This is a genomic window from Vibrio litoralis DSM 17657 (assembly GCF_000426765.1).
GTDB classification, from domain to species: Bacteria; Pseudomonadota; Gammaproteobacteria; order Enterobacterales; family Vibrionaceae; genus Vibrio; species Vibrio litoralis.
This window is the reverse complement of the sequence record NZ_KE384566.1, coordinates 589,353-610,730: the sequence shown is the minus strand read 5'-3', so window position 1 is coordinate 610,730 and position 21,378 is coordinate 589,353. Positions and strand designations below refer to the sequence as shown.

Here is a 21,378-nt window from a genome sequence, read left to right as displayed (position 1 = left end):
ATTCGAATTTACCACTCGAAACTCAATAAAAATTAGAAAGCCCGATTGCTACCAACTTTCGGGCTTTCGCCTTTTTATAACCCACCAGCAATATCAATAAAGCTTCCTGTCACAAACGATGCTTCATCAGATAATAACCAAGCAATAGATTGTGCAACTTCTTCTGCTGTACCGCCGCGTTGCAATGGAATCTTATTGGCAAGACGATTTACTCGATTCGCTTCCCCACCATCTTTGTGCATCTCTGTATGAATACAACCCGGTCGAACACTATTAACCCGAATCCCTTTAGCCGCAACTTCAAGAGACAATCCTTTCGTTAAACTGTCCATCGCGCCTTTTGAAGCAGCATAATCTACATACTCATTCGGAGCGCCTGTTCTAGATGCAGCCGAAGACACGTTCACAATGGCTCCAGATTCCGGCATATTCTTAAGCGCTTCTTTACAACATAAGAAACAACCGATCACATTGGTTTGTAATACTTGGTTAAAACGTTCAACGCTAATGTCAGATAACGTTGATTGGGTGAACAGAATACCGGCGTTATTTACCAAATGGGTCACATGGCCAAAAGTTTCCGTTATCAAGTCAAACATCGCTCTCACCTGCTCTTCTACAGCAACATCAGCTTGAACGGCTAGAGCTTGACCACCATGCGCTCGAATATTAGAAACAACCCGTTCAGCACTCTCTTGATCTTTACGATAATTCACACATACCAAGTAGCCTTGTTGGCCTAACAATATTGAGGTTGCTGCGCCAATACCTCGTCCACCACCTGTTACTAATACAACTTTATCCATACATTCCCTGTGAATTATCTATTTAAAATAAGTTACCTTGAGGAGGCAAATCCGCATCATCTTCAACTTGTACGACCGGAATAGCATTACGTTGGGCTAAGCGTTTACGATAATATCGTTGCTTACATAATTTGATGATGTGTCTTTGCTGAGCGGGAGTGAAATTAAGCCAGTTGAAGCGTTCTTCGCGTTTTCTCATACATCCCTGACAATATCCCTTTTCATCGACGGTGCAGACACCAACACACGGACTTGGCACTGAAAAAAACTCTAATTGTTCCATGTGCCCTCCCTTATATTCCTATAATGCGTTGGTAACTTTAACGTTACACCCTTGTTATAAATTAATCACTTCGTCAATAAATGTAAACATTCAAACTTTTTTAAATGACTGACGTCTAATGCTCAGCTAACAATAATTTGCTAATCTATAGAAATATAAATGCTTTAACTCACATTACTAACATAAAGCATAGTCTACCTATATGGAGAGAGTCCGATGAAAAAGCTGATCACAGCGTTAAGTGTTCCTGTATTACTGGCCGCTTGTTCTTCAACTGATAAAGCTGATTTTGTAACACCTGCCGACCTACAGCATCATCGCTGGGTATTAACTGAAGTTGATGGCAAAGAAGTACCTGAAGCTCATAACGATATTAGACCTGATCTAGAAATCGGTGAAGCGATGAATTCCCATGGTAATGCGGGCTGTAATGGTTTCCACGGACAAGCTGAAATCAACCCGAAAACTGGCGAGTTCCGTATTGAGAAAATGGCAATGACCATGAAGATGTGTCAAGGCGAAGCGATGAATATTGAACGTGCGGTCGCCAGCACATTATCAGCATGGAGCAAAATTGATTTAGGGAAAGATAGCCTGACTCTTTCTAATGACCAGCACAAGCTGACTTACACTCTGAAAGATTGGGTATATTAATCCCATTTAATCTGATGTTTATTTAAAATTAGTCGAACTTCATGAGAAGCCGTTGTAGCATTATGCATATGTAGCATAACGAATTGTTGGAATAGGTAGAATGGAGTTCGACTGTGTTTAAATATTGTTTGGGGATTTTATTATCGTCACTGCCCTTTCTTTCTCAAGCATGCCAAATCACTCAATCGACAATTGGTAATGAGTATTTAGTCTCTGAAGACTGTGAACTGCCGCCATATAACTCGACTAATTTAGATAAAGTTACACCTTCTACCCAATATTTTGTTCAATACCTTTTTGCTTCTAGCTTTCAGTCTTATCTGAATATAAAAGGTGAAATGCAAAGTAAGCTTGATTACCCCATTGCCGCCCAACCTTATAATTATGGTTATCGTATGATGATTGGCCCACTATCACTTGAAAACGCACAACTCGCCCTATCTGAATTGAACCGGCGTGGTTATCGCGATGCATTACTCAAGTTTTATAGCAAATCAAAAACTTCCGAAACGATTTCGCTTTCTTCGTCAAAGGAAGATAATGATGAAGAGTCTGAACAAGCTGAAACCATAGTCATGCCTTACATGCTGCCGGTATTTTCTATCGGTGGTTCAACAGCGCTACTACCTATTTATGATGACACCTATCAAGGCAAAACCACTCGTTATAACAAAACCTATATTGGGAGTTTTACCTTTACTCAAGCCCAAGCGGTATGCCGAGAATCTAATAGTAAAATAGCCAGTGCTCGTGATTACAACTACATGTTGTCGAATATGGAATTTATGATGAAGTACGCGGTGAAATCGCAGTTTTGGTTAGATCCCAACAGAACCGTCACCCGTATTCAAAACCAAATCGCCACCCGAAATCACGCCCCTAGTGACTACTTTAACGTTATTTGCGTGACCCATTAAAAAAACCAGCATGCGGCTGGTTTTTGTCATTAGATTAGATCCCAACTCAAGCTTGAAAGCGCTTACGTAACGTTTTTGCCGCTTCTACCATATTATGTAATGACGCTTCCGTTTCCGCCCAGTTACGCGTTTTTAGGCCACAATCTGGGTTAACCCACAAGCGCTCTGCTGGAATTTTCTTAGCCGCCGTTTCCAGTAGTCCAATAATCCACTCTTGGGTCGGAATGTTTGGTGAGTGAATATCATACACACCTGGGCCAATTTCATTCGGGTAGTTAAACTCTTCGAATGCTTTAAGTAATTCCATATTGGAGCGTGAAGTTTCAATCGTGATGACATCTGCATCGAGCGCCGCGACTGAATCAATGATCTCGTTAAACTCGCTATAACACATGTGAGTATGGATTTGCGTTTCAGGCTTGGCACTGGCGGCCGATAGTTTAAACGCATCTACTGCCCATTCTAAATACGCTTTATGGTCACGTTTTTTCAATGGTAAGCCTTCACGAATCGCTGGCTCATCAATTTGAATAATATTAATGCCCGCTTTTTGTAAATCATCCACTTCATCACGCAACGCAAACGCGAGTTGCTGAGCAATTTGTTTACGAGTGATATCTTCACGCGGGAAAGTCCAACATAAGATCGTCACCGGCCCGGTTAACATGCCTTTCATTTGCTTTGAAGTTAGCGATTGTGCGTACACCGACCAATCTACCGTCATTGGTTTTTCGCGTTCAATATCCGCCACTACAATTGCCGGTTTCACACAGCGTGAGCCATAACTTTGCACCCAACCAAAACGGGTTACCTGAAAGCCTGCTAAGTTTTCTGCAAAATATTCCACCATGTCATTACGCTCAGCTTCACCGTGCACAAGAACGTCTAAATCAAGAGCTTCCTGGCGCTTCACTGCATCTTGGATATGGCCTTTTAGGGCTTGGTCATAATCGTCTGCACTTAACTTACCTGTGCGGAATGCACTGCGCTGTTGACGAATTTCGGCAGTTTGAGGAAATGAACCGATCGTGGTAGTCGGCAATAATGGTAAGCCAAGTACTTCCGCTTGATGATGCGCCCTTTCAGGATAAGCTGCACTACGCTCGACAAGCGCTTGAGTTAATGAATTTAAGCGCTGCTGTATTTGAGGTTTATTGACGTGTTCGGCACTTAAACGAGCTTTAATCGGTTGGCTATAACTAGAACATGCTGCAATCGCGTGACCATTACCATCTAATGCTGCGCCTAATAAGCTTACTTCATTGAGTTTTTGTTTGGCGAAGGCAAACCAGCTCTTCACTTCTTCGGATAGCTCGGTTTCTAGCTCTAAATCGATTGGACTATGCAGCAAAGAACATGAACTCGCGACCCACAAATTATCACCACGCTGCGCTTTTACTGGCTGTAATTTTGTAAGCCAAGATTCAAGATCAGCACGCCACACATTACGGCCATTAATCACGCCAACTGATAACACCCAATCTTGTGGGATCGCGTTATTCACCGCTTCTAATTGCTCTGGTGAGGCCGATAAATCAATGTGCAAACCATTAACTGGTAGCTCAACAATTTTAGCCAGGTTATCTTCAACTGAATCAAAGTAGGTCGTCAGTAATAGCTTCACTTCGCCTTGTAAGATCTGATATGCCAATTTAAACGCACTAGACCATTTATCTTCTAGCTCTAAGCTTAAAATAGGCTCATCAATTTGTACCCACTCTACGCCAAGCGCTTTTAATTTCGCCAGAATCGCTTGATAGGCAGGCAGAATTCGCGCCAATAGAGATAGACGGTCAAAGCCATTTTCGACTTCTTCTTCATTGACTTCTTTGCCTAAATACAAGTAGCTAAGTGGGCCCAATAAAACCGGCTTCACATTGTGCCCGGCTTGAACTGCCTGATTCACTTCATCAAACAATTGCGGCCAACTCACTTGGAAACTGTCGTCTTGGCTAAACTCCGGCACAATGTAGTGGTAGTTAGTATTAAACCATTTGGTCATATCGGATGCCGCAGCACCGGCGTTTTCTTCATGAGAAGATCCACAACCACAACTTGAAGCTTCACTATTCGCCGATTGACCACGTGCCACTTTAAATAAGGTATCTAGGTCTGGAAAGCCACCATTTGAATGCCTTGCGGGTACATGGCCTAGAAGCAAGCTAGTAGTGAGTACATGGTCATACCAAGCAAAATCGCCTGCTGCCACATAACTTAAACCGCTCGCTGTTTGATCATTCCAATGGCGTTGACGCAGTTCACTGCCTACGGCTTTTAATGCGTTTTGATCGATTTCGCCTTTCCAATATTGTTCTTGAGCAAATTTCAGCTCACGTTTTTCACCAATACGTGGATAGCCCAGAATATGTGTGATGGTTTTATTTTGTGTCGTCATAGTGTCCCTGCCTTATGATTTTTCAAGCGCGTTATTCGGATGATTGTAGTGTGTATTACCCTACATTTATCTGTCTAGATGGCTAAATCATCAACCTTTGCAGCAACATGAGCAATGTCTATTCATTCACAATGATTATGAATTTATTTCAACGCATAACAACAAATAGCCATCTAGACGTTTACAACCGCACGATAAGGGAGTAGTTTTATTAGTAATTCTAAAGGAAAGTTTTTCATCATGAGGATGAGTAATGATAGAAATAAAGCATTTACGGACATTGTCAGTCTTACGCGATACTGGCTCGTTAACCGCTACCGCGACTGCGCTGCATCTCACTCAATCAGCCCTTTCTCATCAATTAAAAGAGCTTGAATCTCGCATTGGCGGCAAATTATTTCTCCGTAAAACCCGCCCAATCAAATTTACCTCAGAAGGCACAATCATTTTAAAAGTAGCCGATGAAGTACTGCCGAAAATCGCCCGAGCAGAAAATGATATCGCGAGCTTAAAAGAAGATGTGAATGGACGTTTGCACATGGCTATTGAATGCCACTCTTGCTTTCAATGGCTCATGCCAGCATTAAAGGAATATCAAATCGCATGGCCAAGTGTCACTCTCGATTTTTCATCAGGTTTTGGCTTTGAACCTTTACCTGCATTAGTGGCTGGTGAGTTAGATTTAGTGATCACATCTGATATTCAACCGCGATCAGAGGTGCATTATGAGCCGTTATTTGATTTTGAAATGCGTTTGATTACTGCCACCAATCACCCACTGGCCGATAAAGAATTCATCGAACCTGACGATCTCGCGGCATTAACCATGCTTTCCTACCCAGTACAAAAGCAGCGCTTAGATGTAGTGAAACATTTCTTACAACCCGCCGGCGTTGAACCTGCAAAATGGAAACAAGCAGATAATACTTTAATGTTGGTACAAATGGTGTCGGCAGGGCTAGGCGTTGCCGCATTGCCAAACTGGGCAATCAGTGAATTTTCACGTCAGGGATTAATTACCAGTAAACCTCTAGGAAAAGGCTTATGGCGACGTTTATTCGCCGCCACTCGGCATGCAGAAAAAGATAAACGATATTTGCAGGCGTTTTTTAGCACAGCGAAGCAGCAGTGTCAGAGTCATTTGGATGGGATTAAGATGGTGTAAGCGTAGCTCGGTGCTCGGGCGCTTCGCTTCTCGTGGCTCGAGGTACTGCTTTTCCGAGCTACGAGCAACGAATTTCCGAAACTCGAAAACTCACCTCGCCTTAAACTGATTCGTCAGTGGATCGTATTGATACCCAAGCACATCAAGCTTACCGACCAAGTCTTCTACATCCATCTCATACATAGTGACTAGCTCTTCAAAACTGTCGCATTCTAATCTTAGTTTTTCGTTCACGATACCAAGTAGAATAATGCTATCCCAACGTTTTACATTGCTTAAATCCATCTGATTGCTCCTTTAGAAAAAGTCACAATCTAAGAATAGTTGCTGTTTGAGATAAATTCTGTGATGAAGTAAAAATAATCGCTTTCGAAGGAATCAAGTTATTTAAAACAACAACCCAGCGAAGCCTACCATGGCGGCTAGACTCATTACTAAACCAATCGCAGGTTGTGCTTTAGTAATGGTTTTTTGGGTAAAGATATGCCAAGTTGAAACGACAATTCCCACCAAAATCAAACCAAAGCAGCCGACTAAAGACCAAATGGTATTGTGCAAATAATTCAAACTATATTGCTGAGTTTGCCATAGTACGGCTAAGCAAATCAGCATCGCACCGACAATACCAGCAACGGGCAATAAACGGTGGAATGCTTGCAAACGTGTACGAGCAAAAGTTAAGAGTACATGGCTTAAACCTGCGCCTAGGAACAACATGGCAAACAGCATGAACAAACCTTGCGGGCGGTCTGAACCTAGAATGAAAAACACGTTATAAGCCAGCGCAAAACCATTGGCGACTTTAAGCAACCAAAGTGGGCCTGAATCGCGAGTTTTGCTGACTTTTACTTGAGAAAAGAAAGCCAAAATTAAGATACCAACCGATGCTAGTGGCCAAAATAATGGGCTAATTGCCAACCATGCTACCCCAATCACAGGGAGTTGCTTATGAATGCGTCCACGCTGACCCGGGCAAATTTCCCCTTTGAGCAACACCATTAACAAAACACATTGAGCGCCAAATAGCATCGGCGGAATAACATTTAATAAATACGAATACATCAGGCTAGATCCTAGGGTCTGTTGACCTCGATAATTAACTCGCTGCGGACTCTACCAAAACTCACCACAAAAATCTTGGTGAATCCGCAATAAGTTAACCTTCTCAATCACTCAAAATTATAAGCAAATATGAGCGACTAATTTATCTATCCCCGATTTCGCCTGTTTTAGATTTTCTGCCAGCATATAAGCGGGAGTGGTAACAATGTTGTATTGCTCATCCACCACAATACCACCGACAGAACATTCAACATGCTGGCCACCTAGTGCGGTAATCGCTCCTGCAACATCAGGATCGTTACCTATGGTGCATTTCACACCTTCAAACACTTTTGGTAATAACACCGGGGCAATACACATATAACCAGCAATTTTTCCGGCAGAATGGAATGCTTTCATGGTTTTGCTAATACACGGCAGAATATCCAAATCTTGTCCTTTAAAAGCAAAAGATGACAAGTTTTTAGCCACACCAAAGCCGCCTGTCATGATCATGGCATCAAAATTCTTAGCGTCTAATTCGGCAATATCTTTCACATTACCTCGAACGATACGAGCCGCCTCTTGCAGTACATTTCGTGTCTGACTTTGTTCTTCTCCAGATAAATGATTTAACACATGAGTTTGTTCAATATTAGGGGCAAAACATTGATAAGTCGCACCTTGTTGTTCGAGTGCCAATAAGGTTAATACCACCTCATTGATTTCTGACCCATCATAAACTCCACATCCTGCTAAAATTACAGCAACTTGCTTTGACATACAGACTCCTTGGGTTATTTACATAATGCCTTAACCCCCTATATAAATAAGGGAATAGCATGAAAATAGTTTACTTTTATCCTAGTCGATCTTGGTCTTAATCTGTATACTTTGGCATCCCAAATTAGAGGTCATTTTATGTACAGCAGCATCCAACAATCCACTAAACCAACACCTATCGACCAGTATCCAAAGTATTGGGCCGAGTGCTACAGCAAATAAACCTAACTATCTGATTAACCTTGCAAACAAGTAAAAACAAAGAGTTATATAAATCACCATTGATAATGCATGATCATTTATACAGCTTTTTAACTGCCCCCATTTATGTCCCTAAGATCCTTTTTGCCCCTTACTTGCCCCCACAAAAAAGGGCGCACAGTGCGCCCTTTTATTTAACCTATGACTTACATCGAGAAGGTTGGTTCTTTTAGTTTTTTATTTTCTCGAACGGTTACGTCACGGATTCTAGTTTCGTTAGAGTTATCTGAAACCTTTTCAGGATTAAATAACTTTCTCCAGCGCCTCAATTGTGATGATTGAGTCATGGTCTTATTGTTATTCATTTTGTGTCACTCCTGATGATTGATTTACAAAGTAATGGTCATTAAGTTCTTTAGTGAAGTAATGCTTTCTCTGAACCCAGATAAATCCATCACCTTTAGAAATTATAGCTACATCTATAGGCCCACCGACAGTTTCACTCTCATTTGATACTTTTCTTTTGAAAGCGGTCAAATTAACCATAGATTCAGCCATTTCAGCTAATTCTTGTTTGGGTAAAAATTCTATCATACCCACTACTTTATCAATATAGCAATTTTGAATGTGGTTTTGTATGTTTTTTGAACTTTCGTCCCAAGCCCTTAAGCTCTGTTCAATTATCCTATTTTTAAGTTCCTTTCTTTGATCTTCATCTTCAATATTATCTAATGCATCTGAACATGCATCTAATACACTCTGCAGGGCATTTTTGTGGTCTTCATCGATAGCACTTCTAATTCCTCGACTTATCCCAGAAAGAAACACATCTACTTCATCTTCTTGCGCATAAGCGCACAGCCCACTTACTCCTCCTGCAGCACTTTTATTTTTATTGGCTTTAAATCTAATCTTGTTGTTGGCAAACCCTAATACATTGAATGAAAGAACTACTGGAAAGTATTCATCATCTCCATATCCAGCAAAAACAACCCCTGTGTTTTGACCAAAATCAACATCCCTACATATGACACCTGAAAGTAAGCTTGATAATTTAGATATTAAACTTTCTGGTGGAACTTCTTGCTCGTACGATGGTAACTTTTGTAGGAAAGTAGTTGCCTTTTCTTCTGCAAATCCATTTAATGCGACTAAATCATCATCGTTAAAATTTTGATAAAAATCAAACTTGGGTAAAATACCTAACAGATCTTCGCAACGTCTTTCCATTAAATCGTAGGTTTCTCTTATATTGGGTGCTTGCCCTTCTCGAGTAATAAATTTTTCTAGCTCATGGTCCTCAATGTGCCGTATCACTCCATTATAAAAAAATTCCTTTAAACCATCATCAAGATTATTTTCTCTCAGCTCCGAAGGAATTAAATTTCCCGAATTCAAAAGGTAATCCCAAAAATCTTCTGCATAGGCCTCTAGAGTGGAAAAACTGCGATTCTGTAATTTTTTCGCTCTATATTGCTTTATTATTAACTCCCAAGGAACACGACATAACGAACCTGCCCCATAAACCATAACACCGACAGGATGTTTTTTAGACAAGGCGAATAGTTTTTCTGCACCATTATAAATTTTATGGGTGCCACCACCTTGAATTGTTACCGCAGAATCAGCAGCCAGAGCCACTGCCGACTTATTATATATTGCAATCTCAGCTGTCATTTCATTGCCTTATATCTATTCTTTGATTTAATTATTACTTTCTTAAGTCTCGCTTGTATCCAATGTAGTAACAAATAGCAAATGTATCATTCATAACTACTTTCTTATCTAAATCGCAATATAATCCAACAACGCCAGGGTGGACTCTAATAATATCCCCTTTTTGGCATTTACTCATTTCAGTGCAAACCATCTCCCCCCCTAAAGCACCTGCGATAGATGAGTAAGAAAATAATACTAAAAAAATGGAAAGTGTTAATCTAATCACTCTATATCGCTCCATGCTTGAAACTGCACATCACCCTCTGGCGATTCTAAGTCAAAACCATTTGGTAAGAATGTAGCAGTCCAAATTCGACCCAATGATGTAACAGTTAGAATTCCTGATAGTGGGAAGTTATCTTCTATCAGCCCAGTATCAAACTCAATATTGTTCATTTGTAATGTGGCTTTTAGGTCATTGGTCGCTGTTCCTGCATAAATGGCTGTACCATTCAAAACATCTACCGAAGGAGTAGGCTCAATGTCAAAAGTAGTATTAGACGATTTGATATAATGACTATTACCCTTACCATCCAAGTTTGTTTCAGATGACTCATAAGAGGCAGATAATAGATCGTTATAAAATGTCGTGCCTGTATTAAATGAGTTTTCTTCATAAATCATCGTTGAAGCATCGTTCATGATTTGAACTCCATCATGGGAGCAGTCATAAAACCAAAATTTTATTTCATCAGTATATGTATTCTCTCGGTATCGCTCCCAACTTCCGTACTGATCGCATGTATTATCTTGATACCCTTCAAAATCAAAATCTTTGGTTTCGAGCCCGAGATCTACATACGCGGCAACATAGGACAAGCCATAAGCTACATAATAAGAGGCAATAGTTCGATCATCTAATGGCGAGTCTCCTTTGTATGTGTACTCAGTATAATCGGGAGTGGTTGGAATAATTGCCGAAGGGTTTTCAGTTGACCCATTGGAATCATCTCCACCCGAACCACCGCCACAACCAAGTAACGCACCTGAAACCAAAGCCACCAGCCAAATCTTTGTCATAACGAATCCTTTCAATGAGTTAATTGTGCATTAATACCACATAGTTAACATTAAATTGACATTGCAGTCTAATAAACACTCAGGCTATCACATTTTTGGAATTGAACTACCACGGTCGTGGATTGGGAAAGGCGGCAACCTTACTGCTAAGGCTGCCTATTGGGAGGGGTTAAAAGTAGTCGTATTCAGTTGCTAGTTGGCGGAACTTGTTATTTATGCTCACACCGTTCACCGCTTGCTCTTTCTGGCGCAACCTCATGCGAATAGATTGGTTTAATGCTTTAGGGGTGATCGGTGAAAGCTTGCCATACTTGCTACTATTCCACCTCTTGATCTTTTTCATTATTTCTTTGCGAGCTTCTTCATCACCTAAGCGGTAGGCGGTCGCGTATGAGTTCATCAAACTACTACGGCGGCTAGATAACTGGTTTTTGTAGTTATACAGCGAATTATTCTCATCGTATTGGATAACTGCCTCACCAGGTGTAAAGCCTATTGCTTGTTTAACCAAAGAGGCAGCGCTAAGCTCATCAGTAATTGGTGCGCCATTCTTAGTCATTACCCCTTCTTCATTCATATAGCGAACGGTTTTTAGTAAGTCTCTACCGGCTTTCGGCAGCATTTTTTCAGCTCCTCTACCGTAGTGACCATCACTCATGTAATCCAATCCCTGAGCAAAACTATAGGCTATGCCACCAACCACTGGGCCCATTGCTTGTTTCATGTATTCCATGTAACGCTCATCTGCTGGCGTGCCAGTTTCAACTTGACGCAACCAAAGGTCATTCAATGAAATACGGCCTGAAATAGATGGTGACGCACCAAACCATAGTGCTTGTGCGGCGTCTTTACCAAAGGCTCCAGTCAGCATGGATTTCAATTCAGTCTCAGCATCAAACGGCTCATCGTCATCACCGAAGGCATCTTGTGCAGCATTTACTGCCTCTAAAACAATTGAGATTGGCAGTGCACTTGCGCCACCGATCATAAAGGTTGAAGCAAGTGTACCTAATAACTGTTTCTTCGCTTGATCTTTGACTTCTTTACTCTCGCCTTTAGTTGCCTTAATAATATTTGACCAAAGGTAGTAAGTCATGTTCTGGCTATATTGCTTAAATTGGAGGGCAACCGCCGCAATATCACCTTGCATGAATCGTGCGCGGTTTAATGAACCATAATCAAAGTGACTATCCCAGGTGGCTTTCATTGCGTCCTTAATTGCTTGCTCATGATCACCATTTTTCTCATAGGCCAAACGATAGGCCGCCAAGAACGTTACCTCTCGGTTAAATACTTCCGCTTTTTGGAAAGCAAAACCAACGGCATTCATTACTTTGTTCCACTTTCCAGAATACTTGGCCGTTGGGTTTTCCGCCAAGCCAGTAAGATCGCTAGCCTGAGTGGTATCAATAACGCCTTGTTTGATGGCCTGTCTAAATGCCTCTTTTTCACGTCCTGTAAGTGTATTTCCTACAATACCATTTCGACCGCCGCGCCAATGCTTACCACTGGCTTGCATAAACTCTTTTGTTGCTTTTGCCATTTCTTTACTGGCGTTAAGCATTCCATACTTAGAACCAAGAACAGGTAAGGCGACTTGTACGTTTTGTGTCAAGTTCACCAGTGCCGCTGCAGGAGTGGCACCCAGTAACCAGGTAAAACCAAGTGATGTTAACTTTTGTGCCCATGCTGCACGCTTAGGGTTTCGAACCCAGTCATGGCGCTTAACCATTTCTTTGTAAATACGATCTGCTTCAACATTATTTGGTGTTGCCTTTATGTGCTCGTGCAAAGCTTCCATTTCATTATCAAGAATGTCCATGTGATCAAGCCGTGCTTGCTGTCGTGACTGTCGGAATCCTTGATCTGCAAGTGCTTGGATGGCGTCGTTACTAAAGCCTGCTACACCTTTACGATGAATAAAGTTCTGACGAAGTGAGCGACTAGGCATGGTTTTAAGGTACATTTGATAAATGCTATCGGTAAGTTGCTGCTTGGTGCCATCATTCATTTTGGCCCCTTTAATGCTATCTATTACATCAGCAACAAATCCAAGTGACGGGCCGTTCATATCGGTATCTGATTGCAGTTTCTCACCAAAATTAACGTTGAATCCTGCTTTAGATAAACTTTCAACGGCTGATTCCATTTCCGCTTTGGTTTCATACATGATGAATTGACGCTCACCATTCTCATCGGCGAAGTTTACCCAGTAATCACCATAGCGACTCAATGGGAAGTACAGCCCTTTAGATGCTCGTTCGTTTTCATACCGGATATTTTCAATGGCTGCTTTGCGCATTTTCTTATCTTCAATCGATCGCTCAATATTGGAGATAAGTGATTCCTGCATACGCTCGCGCTGGGTAATGTAGTGATCACGCATTTCTTTATAGCGACGCTTTTGCTCTGGCGTCATCTTGTGCCATTTCGGGCGCATCATTGTATGTGCTAATTGTCGATTTTTCTCACCTTTGATTAGCTTTTTCGATTCGGTGATTTCATCCATAATTTCTTTAATCATACCCGCTTCACCGCCCAGCCCTTGAGCGCGAGCATTGAGCACTTTAATGCGCTCTTCTAGTGTTTCCTTCATAGATTCAAATGGTTTAGATGGGTCTACATCGGCCAATGTTGCTGCGTGCATAAAGCTAAATAGCTCATCGGCACCTTTTTTGTTTTTACGCGCCCACTTACTCATATCTTCAGCAATCTCAGCTGCTTCTTCTGCGAGTGTGTTTTGAGTCACCATCATTTCATTTACGCGATCTAGGTAGCCAGTGATCATCTCGCCCATTCTTGGGTTTACCTTTTCAGATACTTCCGCAATCTGACGCAGTGTAAGCATGGCGTACTTATTTTTACCCAGTGCGTCCATTGCAGAATTGCTAGTTAATGCACGCTTAATTCGAGTAACAAGCTTACTTTGTTTTTGCTGCAAGGCTTGATCAGCCGACATTGTAGGATTTTGTTGAGGCCCCGGTTCCGGATCAGTGTTAAGGGTGTCGTTTCCCCTTCTCTGATTAATCATGTGAAGCTTTCCATAATTATCCGTTGCCTTGGCGTCCACCTCCTCTCTTAGGCTGTTAGCCTCATTGCGATTAATATTTTGTGTTCTCGCCTTGGCATCTTTTGCTCTTTGCTCTGGCGTGAGTTCGTTGTCGCTTGATCGTGAAAACATAGCTGTATCGGAATCACTGCCCGAGCCTTTTGGTGGCGGATTATTTAACGAGCCTTTAGCTTTAGTAACCAAGTCGATAATTTCGGCTTTGCCATACTTGGCTAATTTCTCAAAGCCCATCGAGCGTAGTAATGCTTTAACTTTAGCGACAACACGATCCATGATGGTTGAGAATCTTTTTTGTTGAGACAGATGAGACACTAACTCATCCACCATAACTGTGTGGGCTAGTTCAGGCGTCCATTTGCCACTTTTAAGTTGCGCGTTTGCGGTCTTCTCATAAGCTGATAAATCAACACCTAACCCCTTGGCCAAGTCTGCAACACCTTTCACACCACCTAAGCGCAGGGCAATAGTATTCAGTTCAGGTTTTAGCTTTTCCCCTAGCATGTTATACAATCCATGGTGACCCACTAATTCATGGAAGATAACTTCTTCAACTGAGGATTCAGTATTATGACGATCAGCCACTACATAGATTCGGTTAGCCCCTTTATCATATACGCCTTTTATTTCGCCCTTGGCACCCTGTTCATCTATCTGCTGCTGAATGTGAGGAGGAAGATCCGCCTCCGTCGAGACAACTTGAATAGGAACAGCAACCCGAGCAAGGCCGTTTTGATTGAGTACCCGGTTGACGGCGCGAGTGACAAAGCCCCGCTGGGTATCGACACCCCTTGGAAGGATACTCCTAATTTTGCTTTCACTGGCAGTCGCGACACTGACAGCACCACGAGAAAATAACGCTACATTACCCTCCTCACTGCGGCTATCCATTATGTCGAACAGATGATCGAATGATGCGCCTAGCCCCTCTTTCAGCTCTTGCTGTGTTGGGTAGGCATATTCGTTCGCTTCCATAGCGGATTCTGGCACCACATTGGCAAGGTAATCGTTAGTAATGCCGCTTTCACGATTTTTGTCTATAACCCAAGATTCAAATGAGCGAGCGATCATCTCAACGGTCGTTGACCAGTACGGCTCAGTGCGGTATTTGTCCAGCTCTAGCGAGCGCTCTTTTATGCTTGTGCGGTTTTCAATGGTATTCACCACGTCATCAAACGCAGCTTTTAGCTCTGGGCGCATATCGCCTGCTTGACTGCCTCTTTGATTGCTCACATAACCAGACTCTCCAAAGTAGTCATCAAGAGCGTGGAACCACTCATGAGCCAGTGAGCCTTTGCCATTCATCTTGGTTAGGTTAATTACGGTATTACCTGGTTCATAGTGAGCGGCAGCCGCATTTTTACCACCACTACCACGCGCACCGAACGCTAAACCCAATTGACCATTGAGTGATAGCGCTTTTAAAGGCACGCCGATCACATTAGCTAAATCCACCAGCGAATCATAAGCGTCATTAAGGTCTTTTTGGCGACGCTTACCCTCCACCCAATTACCAAATTGCACACCACGGAAACCAAACGCATCACTAAATTGCTCAGGAGTTACATCTCCCTCGCGATAAATAACACCTTCTCGATCTCGGTTTTCATCATTTCGCTGCTCTTTCGATAAGTCCTTACGCTTATCTATGACCTGTTGCTCAAGCTCTGCTTGGTTGTCCGATAGGTGGGCTCGCGCCTCTTTTGCATCGGCAAATCCATCTTTAATTTTTACTACGCGAGATCCAACACCTAAACCAATATAAACCTCACCTGTATATCGATTGCGATAAACATTTAAATTGGCTCTTTTTCGCTTTGGCTTGCTCGCTGAGTTGGTATCAGAGCGCTCATTCACCAGTTCAACCAATTTATTTGTCGTTTCTTCGTGAGTTTCGAAAAAATCGGAGTGGAATCGCTTAGAGCGAATTTGATACAAGCTTTTTGAAGGTGAGTATTTAATGCCATTCGCCATTGAGTATGAGCCACCAGTGATCTCAAACTCCATTAAGGTGTCAATTTTATCTACACCCAACTGCTTAGCGGCATCAATATAAATACGAGCTAAACTGCGACCACCAAGCTCACCAGCTAGAATGTCTTCCACATTAACAGCGTCATCAATCAAGGCTTTAGCCATCGTGCGTTGTTTAAGGACGTTATCTGCCCAGTTTTTTGTTGATCGCCATTTTGCTCTTGGCTTGGCAGGAATCGACTTTCTGATCAAAGCAATGGCGGCAATCTTATCAATAGGAACACCGTTGTTATGTAGAGCTTGATAGTTTGGTTTTGGGAAGGCCTTACTCAAAGGCTCTGATTCAACATCGCTAACACTTGAGTCGGCACGCAATGCCTCACCAAATTTACCCCACTCATGCTTTCTTGCGCCATGCAGTGTTTCGCCAAAGTCTTCAATTTTATTTGTGGTTTCTTCTGTCTGCTTTTCCTGTTCAGCCTTGGCGCTATCAAGTAAAGGTTTAATCTTTTTACCTAGATTAGACCTAGCACCAACCACGGCAACGAGCCCACCAGCGTTTTGCATTCGAGTATCAAGCGCTAAAAGCAATGGTGAAACACGATCTGGTGCCATTTCCGATAACTCATCCAGCGCCTTTTCAGCTTTTGGATTGGCCCAGCGTCTCGCATCTTTTGCTAGCTCATTACGGCCATCTTGCACAAAGTTATAAACATCACCAGTGTAATTGGTTACCTTGGCTTCTAGGTTACTTTGCTTTTGATCTCGCATTTGTTGATCGTATTCGGCTTGCTGCTCTTGATTGCGAACCGCTTCCACTTGTGGCTTGATGTTTTTACGTTGCTTATCCAGTGCATCGACACGCTTAGTAAACTCATTCATGTGCTTTTCGTTAGCAGCATTTGCACGATCTGCTTGTGCTTGAGAGTGCCCCGCTCGGCCAGTTACTAACCATGATGGATTTTTACTTGCATATTGAGATTCCCAGCGATAGAAATCAGCATAATCATTAATATATTGGCTAATTAATTCGCTCGCTTTTTGTTGTCGCTCTGGGGTATCTAACGCGCTATCATCATTAAGCTCATTAATAACGGATTCCGCTTCCTGGTTAAGCTCTGCATTGAAGTTTCGCCCTTCTCCTAAATGCGTACTACGGTTGTACTCGTCCTGATCTTGCTTAGACACTGGGTTGTAAGTGACCGATACGCCATGAGACTCAATATTAGGCTTTATTGCTTCAGCATTGTCAGCCTCGTTACCGCTCTCCATCGTTACTTCTTGGTTTTCACTTTCCTGATCTTCAGCGCCAGTGTTTGATTTAGGTTCAGGTTTTTTATTTGTCTTTGGCTCTTTTTCTTGCTCTGGCGATTTATCTTCCGGCTTACCTGCTTCCCCGTGATTTTGATTTTTATTGTCTTGAGGTTTTGATGCCTTGTTCGCTTCACGCTTCTGACGCAATCTCTCATTCATTGCAGCGGTTTTTCCAATGAACTTATCCGCTAAAGAACGAGCGCTATTATTTAATCGCTGCTTTACTTCTGCCGCTGAAAGATTTTCACCATCCCACTCTAAAACTGTTGATGGTTTATTGCCTGCCTTGTCCAGCTCTGTATTAATTTGCTTAACGGCTTGAGTAATTGAATTCTCGGCAAACTCTTTAGCCTGCTCCGACTCCATGTGATCAGCAAATAACGCCTCAGCGGTTTTTCGTCTCGCGATGTTTTCTGGGTTATTCGCTTCGCGTTCCGCTGCTGCGACCGCTTCTTTTTCATAGGCCTGCAACCGCTTTTCATGCTGCTGAAACTCACGAAGCACGCGATCAGTATCAAAACCCTTTGCTTCATTAATTCGCTTTTTCAAGCTCTTGTTCATGCCTTTGGTTTTTGGTTGAACTCGGCTTGCTAAATCGCGCATTGGAATTTTGCCTTGCTCACGCAGCTTCATGCTATTTGGGCGATCACCAAAGTTTGATGCCGGGCTTTCAATTCTATTTCGAATACCCTGAAGTTTTTCTTCACGCGCTTGACGTTGTTGGTTTTCTTTATCTCGCGCAAACGTTCGAGTGGTTGTTTGTCCATCTACTTTACCAACCCAGTTCGGATTTATCTGCGCTTGAGATTGCTCCAATTCGGCACGTTGCGCACTTGCTTGCTCTCGAAGGCTTTGCTCTTGCTCTGAAATTTGTGGCGATGCGGATTCTTTTCTTGCCCGTAATTGACGTTCAATCTCAGCCTCACGGCTCAACTTAGCATTGCGACTATCGATTGCTTTTTGCTCAATAACATTACGGCCATTTGTTCTAATTGGCTCAAACTCAGGCACGGCACTTTTATGAATAGTCTCAACTTCATTCTGAGTGGTTGGAAATTGACGCTCATACTCAAGATCTACCATGCGATCAACTAATGAATTATTCGATGCGTCTTGCGGCGTCATTCGGGTAATTATTTGTTGGCGAATTTGCTGCTTTATTCTGGCGGGGCTGTGGGTAGGCTTGGCGTTAGCGAGATCATATTCAGACTGTTTACGCTCAACTCGTTGGTGTGGTTTTTCACGGTTCGCCATATTGCGCATGTTTTCGTTTTGACGGCGCATAATAGATGTTTGAAGTGGCGATATATCTAGCTCTCGTGCAATATCAGCCAGTTGAACCACTTCGCTTTCTAGTGCTTGTATTTCTTGCTCACTTAAATCATCCCGGTTAATTTCAGATTCAATATCCGCCATGCGGTTTGGATCATACGCACGAGCAAGGTCAATGGTTTCTTGCTCGGCGTTAATTTGAGGCAGAACTCCTGATTGCTGTAGCGCCGCACGGCTTTGTTGACGGCGTTGCTCTAGTGGAGATGGCTCTATTTGCTGAGTAGCGTTAACTTCTGGAGTTTCGAGACCCGCCTCACCAATAATGGTTTCATCGTTGAGATATTCACGGTTCGATTGCTGACGTTGCGCAGCACCTTGCAATAATGATTCGGTGGTAACAGATTGCCCGACCGCCTCATTTACCCATTCAGGTGATTGCTCGGTATTATCTTGTGCAATTGTATCAGTTGTGACAGGTGGTGGTGATTCGATAGAACTAATGGAAACATCATCCAAAGCGTGAAGCTCGCTATCTACAGATGCATTTCCTGATAACGGCTGCTCAACCGCTCGCTGTTGTGGTGTAGGTACTGGCTGAGTTTGATCGGCCTGGCTTTGCATTCGCTCCTGCGGGGTTTCCCACTGCATAGTCTCACCGTTCCAGATTTGGTTTTCTGGATCGCCAGCGTCATTAGATGTCTCTGGCGTTGCTTTGATTTTTCTTGCTCGAGAATACCCCTCAACCGCACCAAACGGTCCACCCAAGGCCGCCCCTACTGCCGCTTCATTTAGACCGCTAGATACAACGCCATCCATAACATCAAAGTTAGGATCAATAAGGCGCTTATAATTTTCATTACTTACAATCTGCTCAGTTCCACCCTGTAGGAACTCTTGACCACCTTCAACCGACGCGCCTTTTGCTAGGCCACTTTTTGCCGTTGAAGCAGGACCAATAACTCGACCAAACAGGCCGAAGTTACTCCCCCCCAGCGCACCAGTTAAGCCACTAATTGAGTTGGCAGCAACAAGCTTAGGGTTGTAAAACGCACTCTTAGCCGCATCTTCCGCCAATTGCTTTCTTGCCTCAATACCAATTTGCTCATCCGAAACGTTTCTGTATTGCGGATCGTTACGCATTGAGTAGTAAAGCTCTGAAAATTTTGGTGAATTCTGAAGCTCAGACCAAGACATATTTTGATACCGATCGCGCTCTTGGTTGGCTGACATACCGTTGCCCATGGCCACACTGATCGCGGCATTGGTAACAACATCAGCGGCCTTTCCTTTAAAACCAAGTTCAGCGGTTTTTTGTGCCGCTTCTTTTTTGAGTAGAGCTTCTGCTGTTTCTTCTGCGGCGTCTTTACCGAACTTTTTACCTACGGCCTTAACACCAATCTTGGCTGCACCTTTGACCCCAGCACCAGCAACGCCAGTAGAAAGAAATGCCGCAACCGTACCGACGCCTTGACCAATATAATTGGTCCACGTTCTCAAGTTAGTTGCACCTTCACCAAGTCGAAGGTTACCATTCTCATCGTCTTCAAAAATCTGTTTCGATAGTGCCTCTTGCCCCTCCAGTGACATCTGCTTGATTTGATTATCTGCCTGCTCAAGCAACAGATCACGCGCACCAGAACCGTAACCCGTTAGCTGATTAACCGTTTCTGCATCACCTGCTATGCCTTGATAAAATCCACGTTGAACATTATCAATGAAATCACCAATAAAGCCCTGTTCATTTTCGCTCTGATCGTTAGGCTGACTTGCTGGCTTGAATTTACGGAAAGGGCTCTGGTACATAAAATGTCCTTACTTACAAACGCAAAAACCCCACCAACATATAATGTGGCAGGGCTCGTTTTAATAACACAAAAAAAGCCGACTCGTTAAAGTCGGCTTTCCATCTTTGGTTAAATTTACCCCATTTTAGGGATTAGTCAATTGACCTACTCAGCACAAAGCTAGCCACCCGTTAAATAACGTGGTGGCCTAACTTCCCCATCTTGGCTCTTAAGTGATTGAAGAATACCTGATGGCGCATTGCCAGGTAAGTTCGAGCCGGGAGCAGTTTGATAACCATGAGGCGCTGATCTTTCCGATGCAGGAGCAACATAATCATTGTGTGCCGCTGGCATAGTAGGAGGAATAAATGGCTCACCTGATGTGTTGGTGTTAGAAGTATCTCCACCCTGAGCATCAACCACAGGAGCCCCGCCCAGCATCTGACCTAGTGTGTTCAGTACGCTAAAAGAACGACTAGCAATAGGGTTGTGATAGATGGCGTTTTCAGGATCATACATTAAATATTGCGGGTTGTTATTTACTAGCTCATCCAGTTGAGAGCCGAAATAAGCCAAATCGCTTTTTCTTTGCTCTTCATCTAAATAAGTTGAGCTAGTTAGTGTTTTTTCAATATTACCAATAATATCGTTCGCCTGTGTGTTAAACGCTTTTACCGGTTCAGATAATTTAGCCGATCCTGAGCTGCCGCCACTAGATACTTTGGCATTACGATCTAATTGGTTTTCTCTTGAGCGCCATGCTTGTTCTTCTTTTGCTAAGCGCTCTTGATCTGATAATTTCTGCTGATATTGCTCAGATTGGTATTTGCGCTCAGCTTCATTCTCTGCCGCTCGAATAGCAGCCAATCTCTGTTCTTCTTTTTCTCTGGCCTTGTCCTGCATCGATTGCTTAGCGTTGTAAGATACCCCATCACCACTGCCGCCAACCAAGCTTGCGAGAATTCCTAATCCACTCATGATCA

At 42.9% G+C, this 21,378-nt stretch carries 13 protein-coding genes; 3 read left to right on the top strand and 10 right to left on the bottom strand.

Going from position 1 to position 21,378, the window contains the following annotated elements; genetic code table 11:
* Positions 1-74 precede the first annotated feature (74 nt).
* Together K358_RS0113170 and K358_RS0113165 are read right to left on the bottom strand one after the other, a co-directional pair.
* Positions 75-806, bottom strand: a complete 732-nt coding sequence (locus K358_RS0113170) for an SDR family oxidoreductase (RefSeq protein ID WP_027697256.1) — start codon at positions 804-806, stop codon at positions 75-77.
* A gap of 22 nt (positions 807-828) precedes the next feature.
* On the bottom strand, positions 829-1,089 hold the full coding sequence (locus K358_RS0113165; protein WP_027697255.1) for a DUF1289 domain-containing protein: 261 nt from the start codon (positions 1,087-1,089) through the stop codon (positions 829-831).
* Between the two features lie 216 nt (positions 1,090-1,305).
* Here K358_RS0113165 and K358_RS0113160 point away from each other — a divergent pair, with 216 nt between their 5' ends.
* Both K358_RS0113160 and K358_RS0113155 read left to right on the top strand, forming a co-directional pair.
* Positions 1,306-1,743, top strand: a complete 438-nt coding sequence (locus K358_RS0113160) for an META domain-containing protein (RefSeq protein ID WP_027697254.1) — start codon at positions 1,306-1,308, stop codon at positions 1,741-1,743.
* Between the two features lie 113 nt (positions 1,744-1,856).
* Positions 1,857-2,660, top strand: coding sequence for a hypothetical protein (locus K358_RS0113155; RefSeq protein ID WP_027697253.1), 804 nt, complete (start codon positions 1,857-1,859; stop codon positions 2,658-2,660).
* A gap of 46 nt (positions 2,661-2,706) precedes the next feature.
* On the opposite strand, the gene metE is transcribed toward K358_RS0113155, so the two are convergent.
* On the bottom strand, positions 2,707-5,055 hold the full coding sequence (gene metE / locus K358_RS0113150; RefSeq protein ID WP_027697252.1) for a 5-methyltetrahydropteroyltriglutamate--homocysteine S-methyltransferase: 2,349 nt from the start codon (positions 5,053-5,055) through the stop codon (positions 2,707-2,709).
* Between the two features lie 253 nt (positions 5,056-5,308).
* On the opposite strand from metE, the gene K358_RS18540 reads away from it, so the two are divergent.
* Positions 5,309-6,220: a LysR substrate-binding domain-containing protein gene (locus tag K358_RS18540; RefSeq protein WP_051241313.1), complete on the top strand. Its 912-nt coding sequence runs from the start codon at positions 5,309-5,311 to the stop codon at positions 6,218-6,220.
* Positions 6,221-6,310: 90 nt separating this feature from the next.
* Here the strand turns inward: K358_RS18540 and K358_RS0113140 are convergent, their stop codons facing one another.
* The 7 genes from K358_RS0113140 to K358_RS0113100 form a co-directional block, all read right to left on the bottom strand.
* Positions 6,311-6,505 (bottom strand): DUF4250 domain-containing protein, encoded by a 195-nt coding sequence (locus K358_RS0113140; RefSeq protein WP_027697251.1) that lies wholly within the window; start codon positions 6,503-6,505, stop codon positions 6,311-6,313.
* Between the two features lie 102 nt (positions 6,506-6,607).
* Complete coding sequence (locus K358_RS0113135) at positions 6,608-7,282, bottom strand: hypothetical protein (RefSeq protein ID WP_051241312.1); 675 nt, start codon at positions 7,280-7,282, stop codon at positions 6,608-6,610.
* 117 nt (positions 7,283-7,399) lie between these two features.
* Entirely contained in the window at positions 7,400-8,044 is a 645-nt protein-coding gene (gene elbB, locus K358_RS0113130; protein ID WP_027697249.1) for an isoprenoid biosynthesis glyoxalase ElbB, read from the bottom strand.
* Between the two features lie 558 nt (positions 8,045-8,602).
* Positions 8,603-9,922, bottom strand: coding sequence for a hypothetical protein (locus tag K358_RS0113120; protein WP_027697248.1), 1,320 nt, complete (start codon positions 9,920-9,922; stop codon positions 8,603-8,605).
* Between the two features lie 264 nt (positions 9,923-10,186).
* The gene (locus K358_RS0113110) at positions 10,187-10,984 is read right to left on the bottom strand and encodes a hypothetical protein (protein ID WP_027697246.1); all 798 of its coding nucleotides are present in this window, start codon (positions 10,982-10,984) and stop codon (positions 10,187-10,189) included.
* A 169-nt stretch (positions 10,985-11,153) separates the two neighbouring features.
* On the bottom strand, positions 11,154-20,414 hold the full coding sequence (locus K358_RS19525; RefSeq protein WP_027697245.1) for a PLxRFG domain-containing protein: 9,261 nt from the start codon (positions 20,412-20,414) through the stop codon (positions 11,154-11,156).
* A 161-nt stretch (positions 20,415-20,575) separates the two neighbouring features.
* Positions 20,576-21,373, bottom strand: a complete 798-nt coding sequence (locus K358_RS0113100; protein WP_027697244.1) for a hypothetical protein — start codon at positions 21,371-21,373, stop codon at positions 20,576-20,578.
* Between the last annotated feature and the right edge of the window lie 5 nt (positions 21,374-21,378).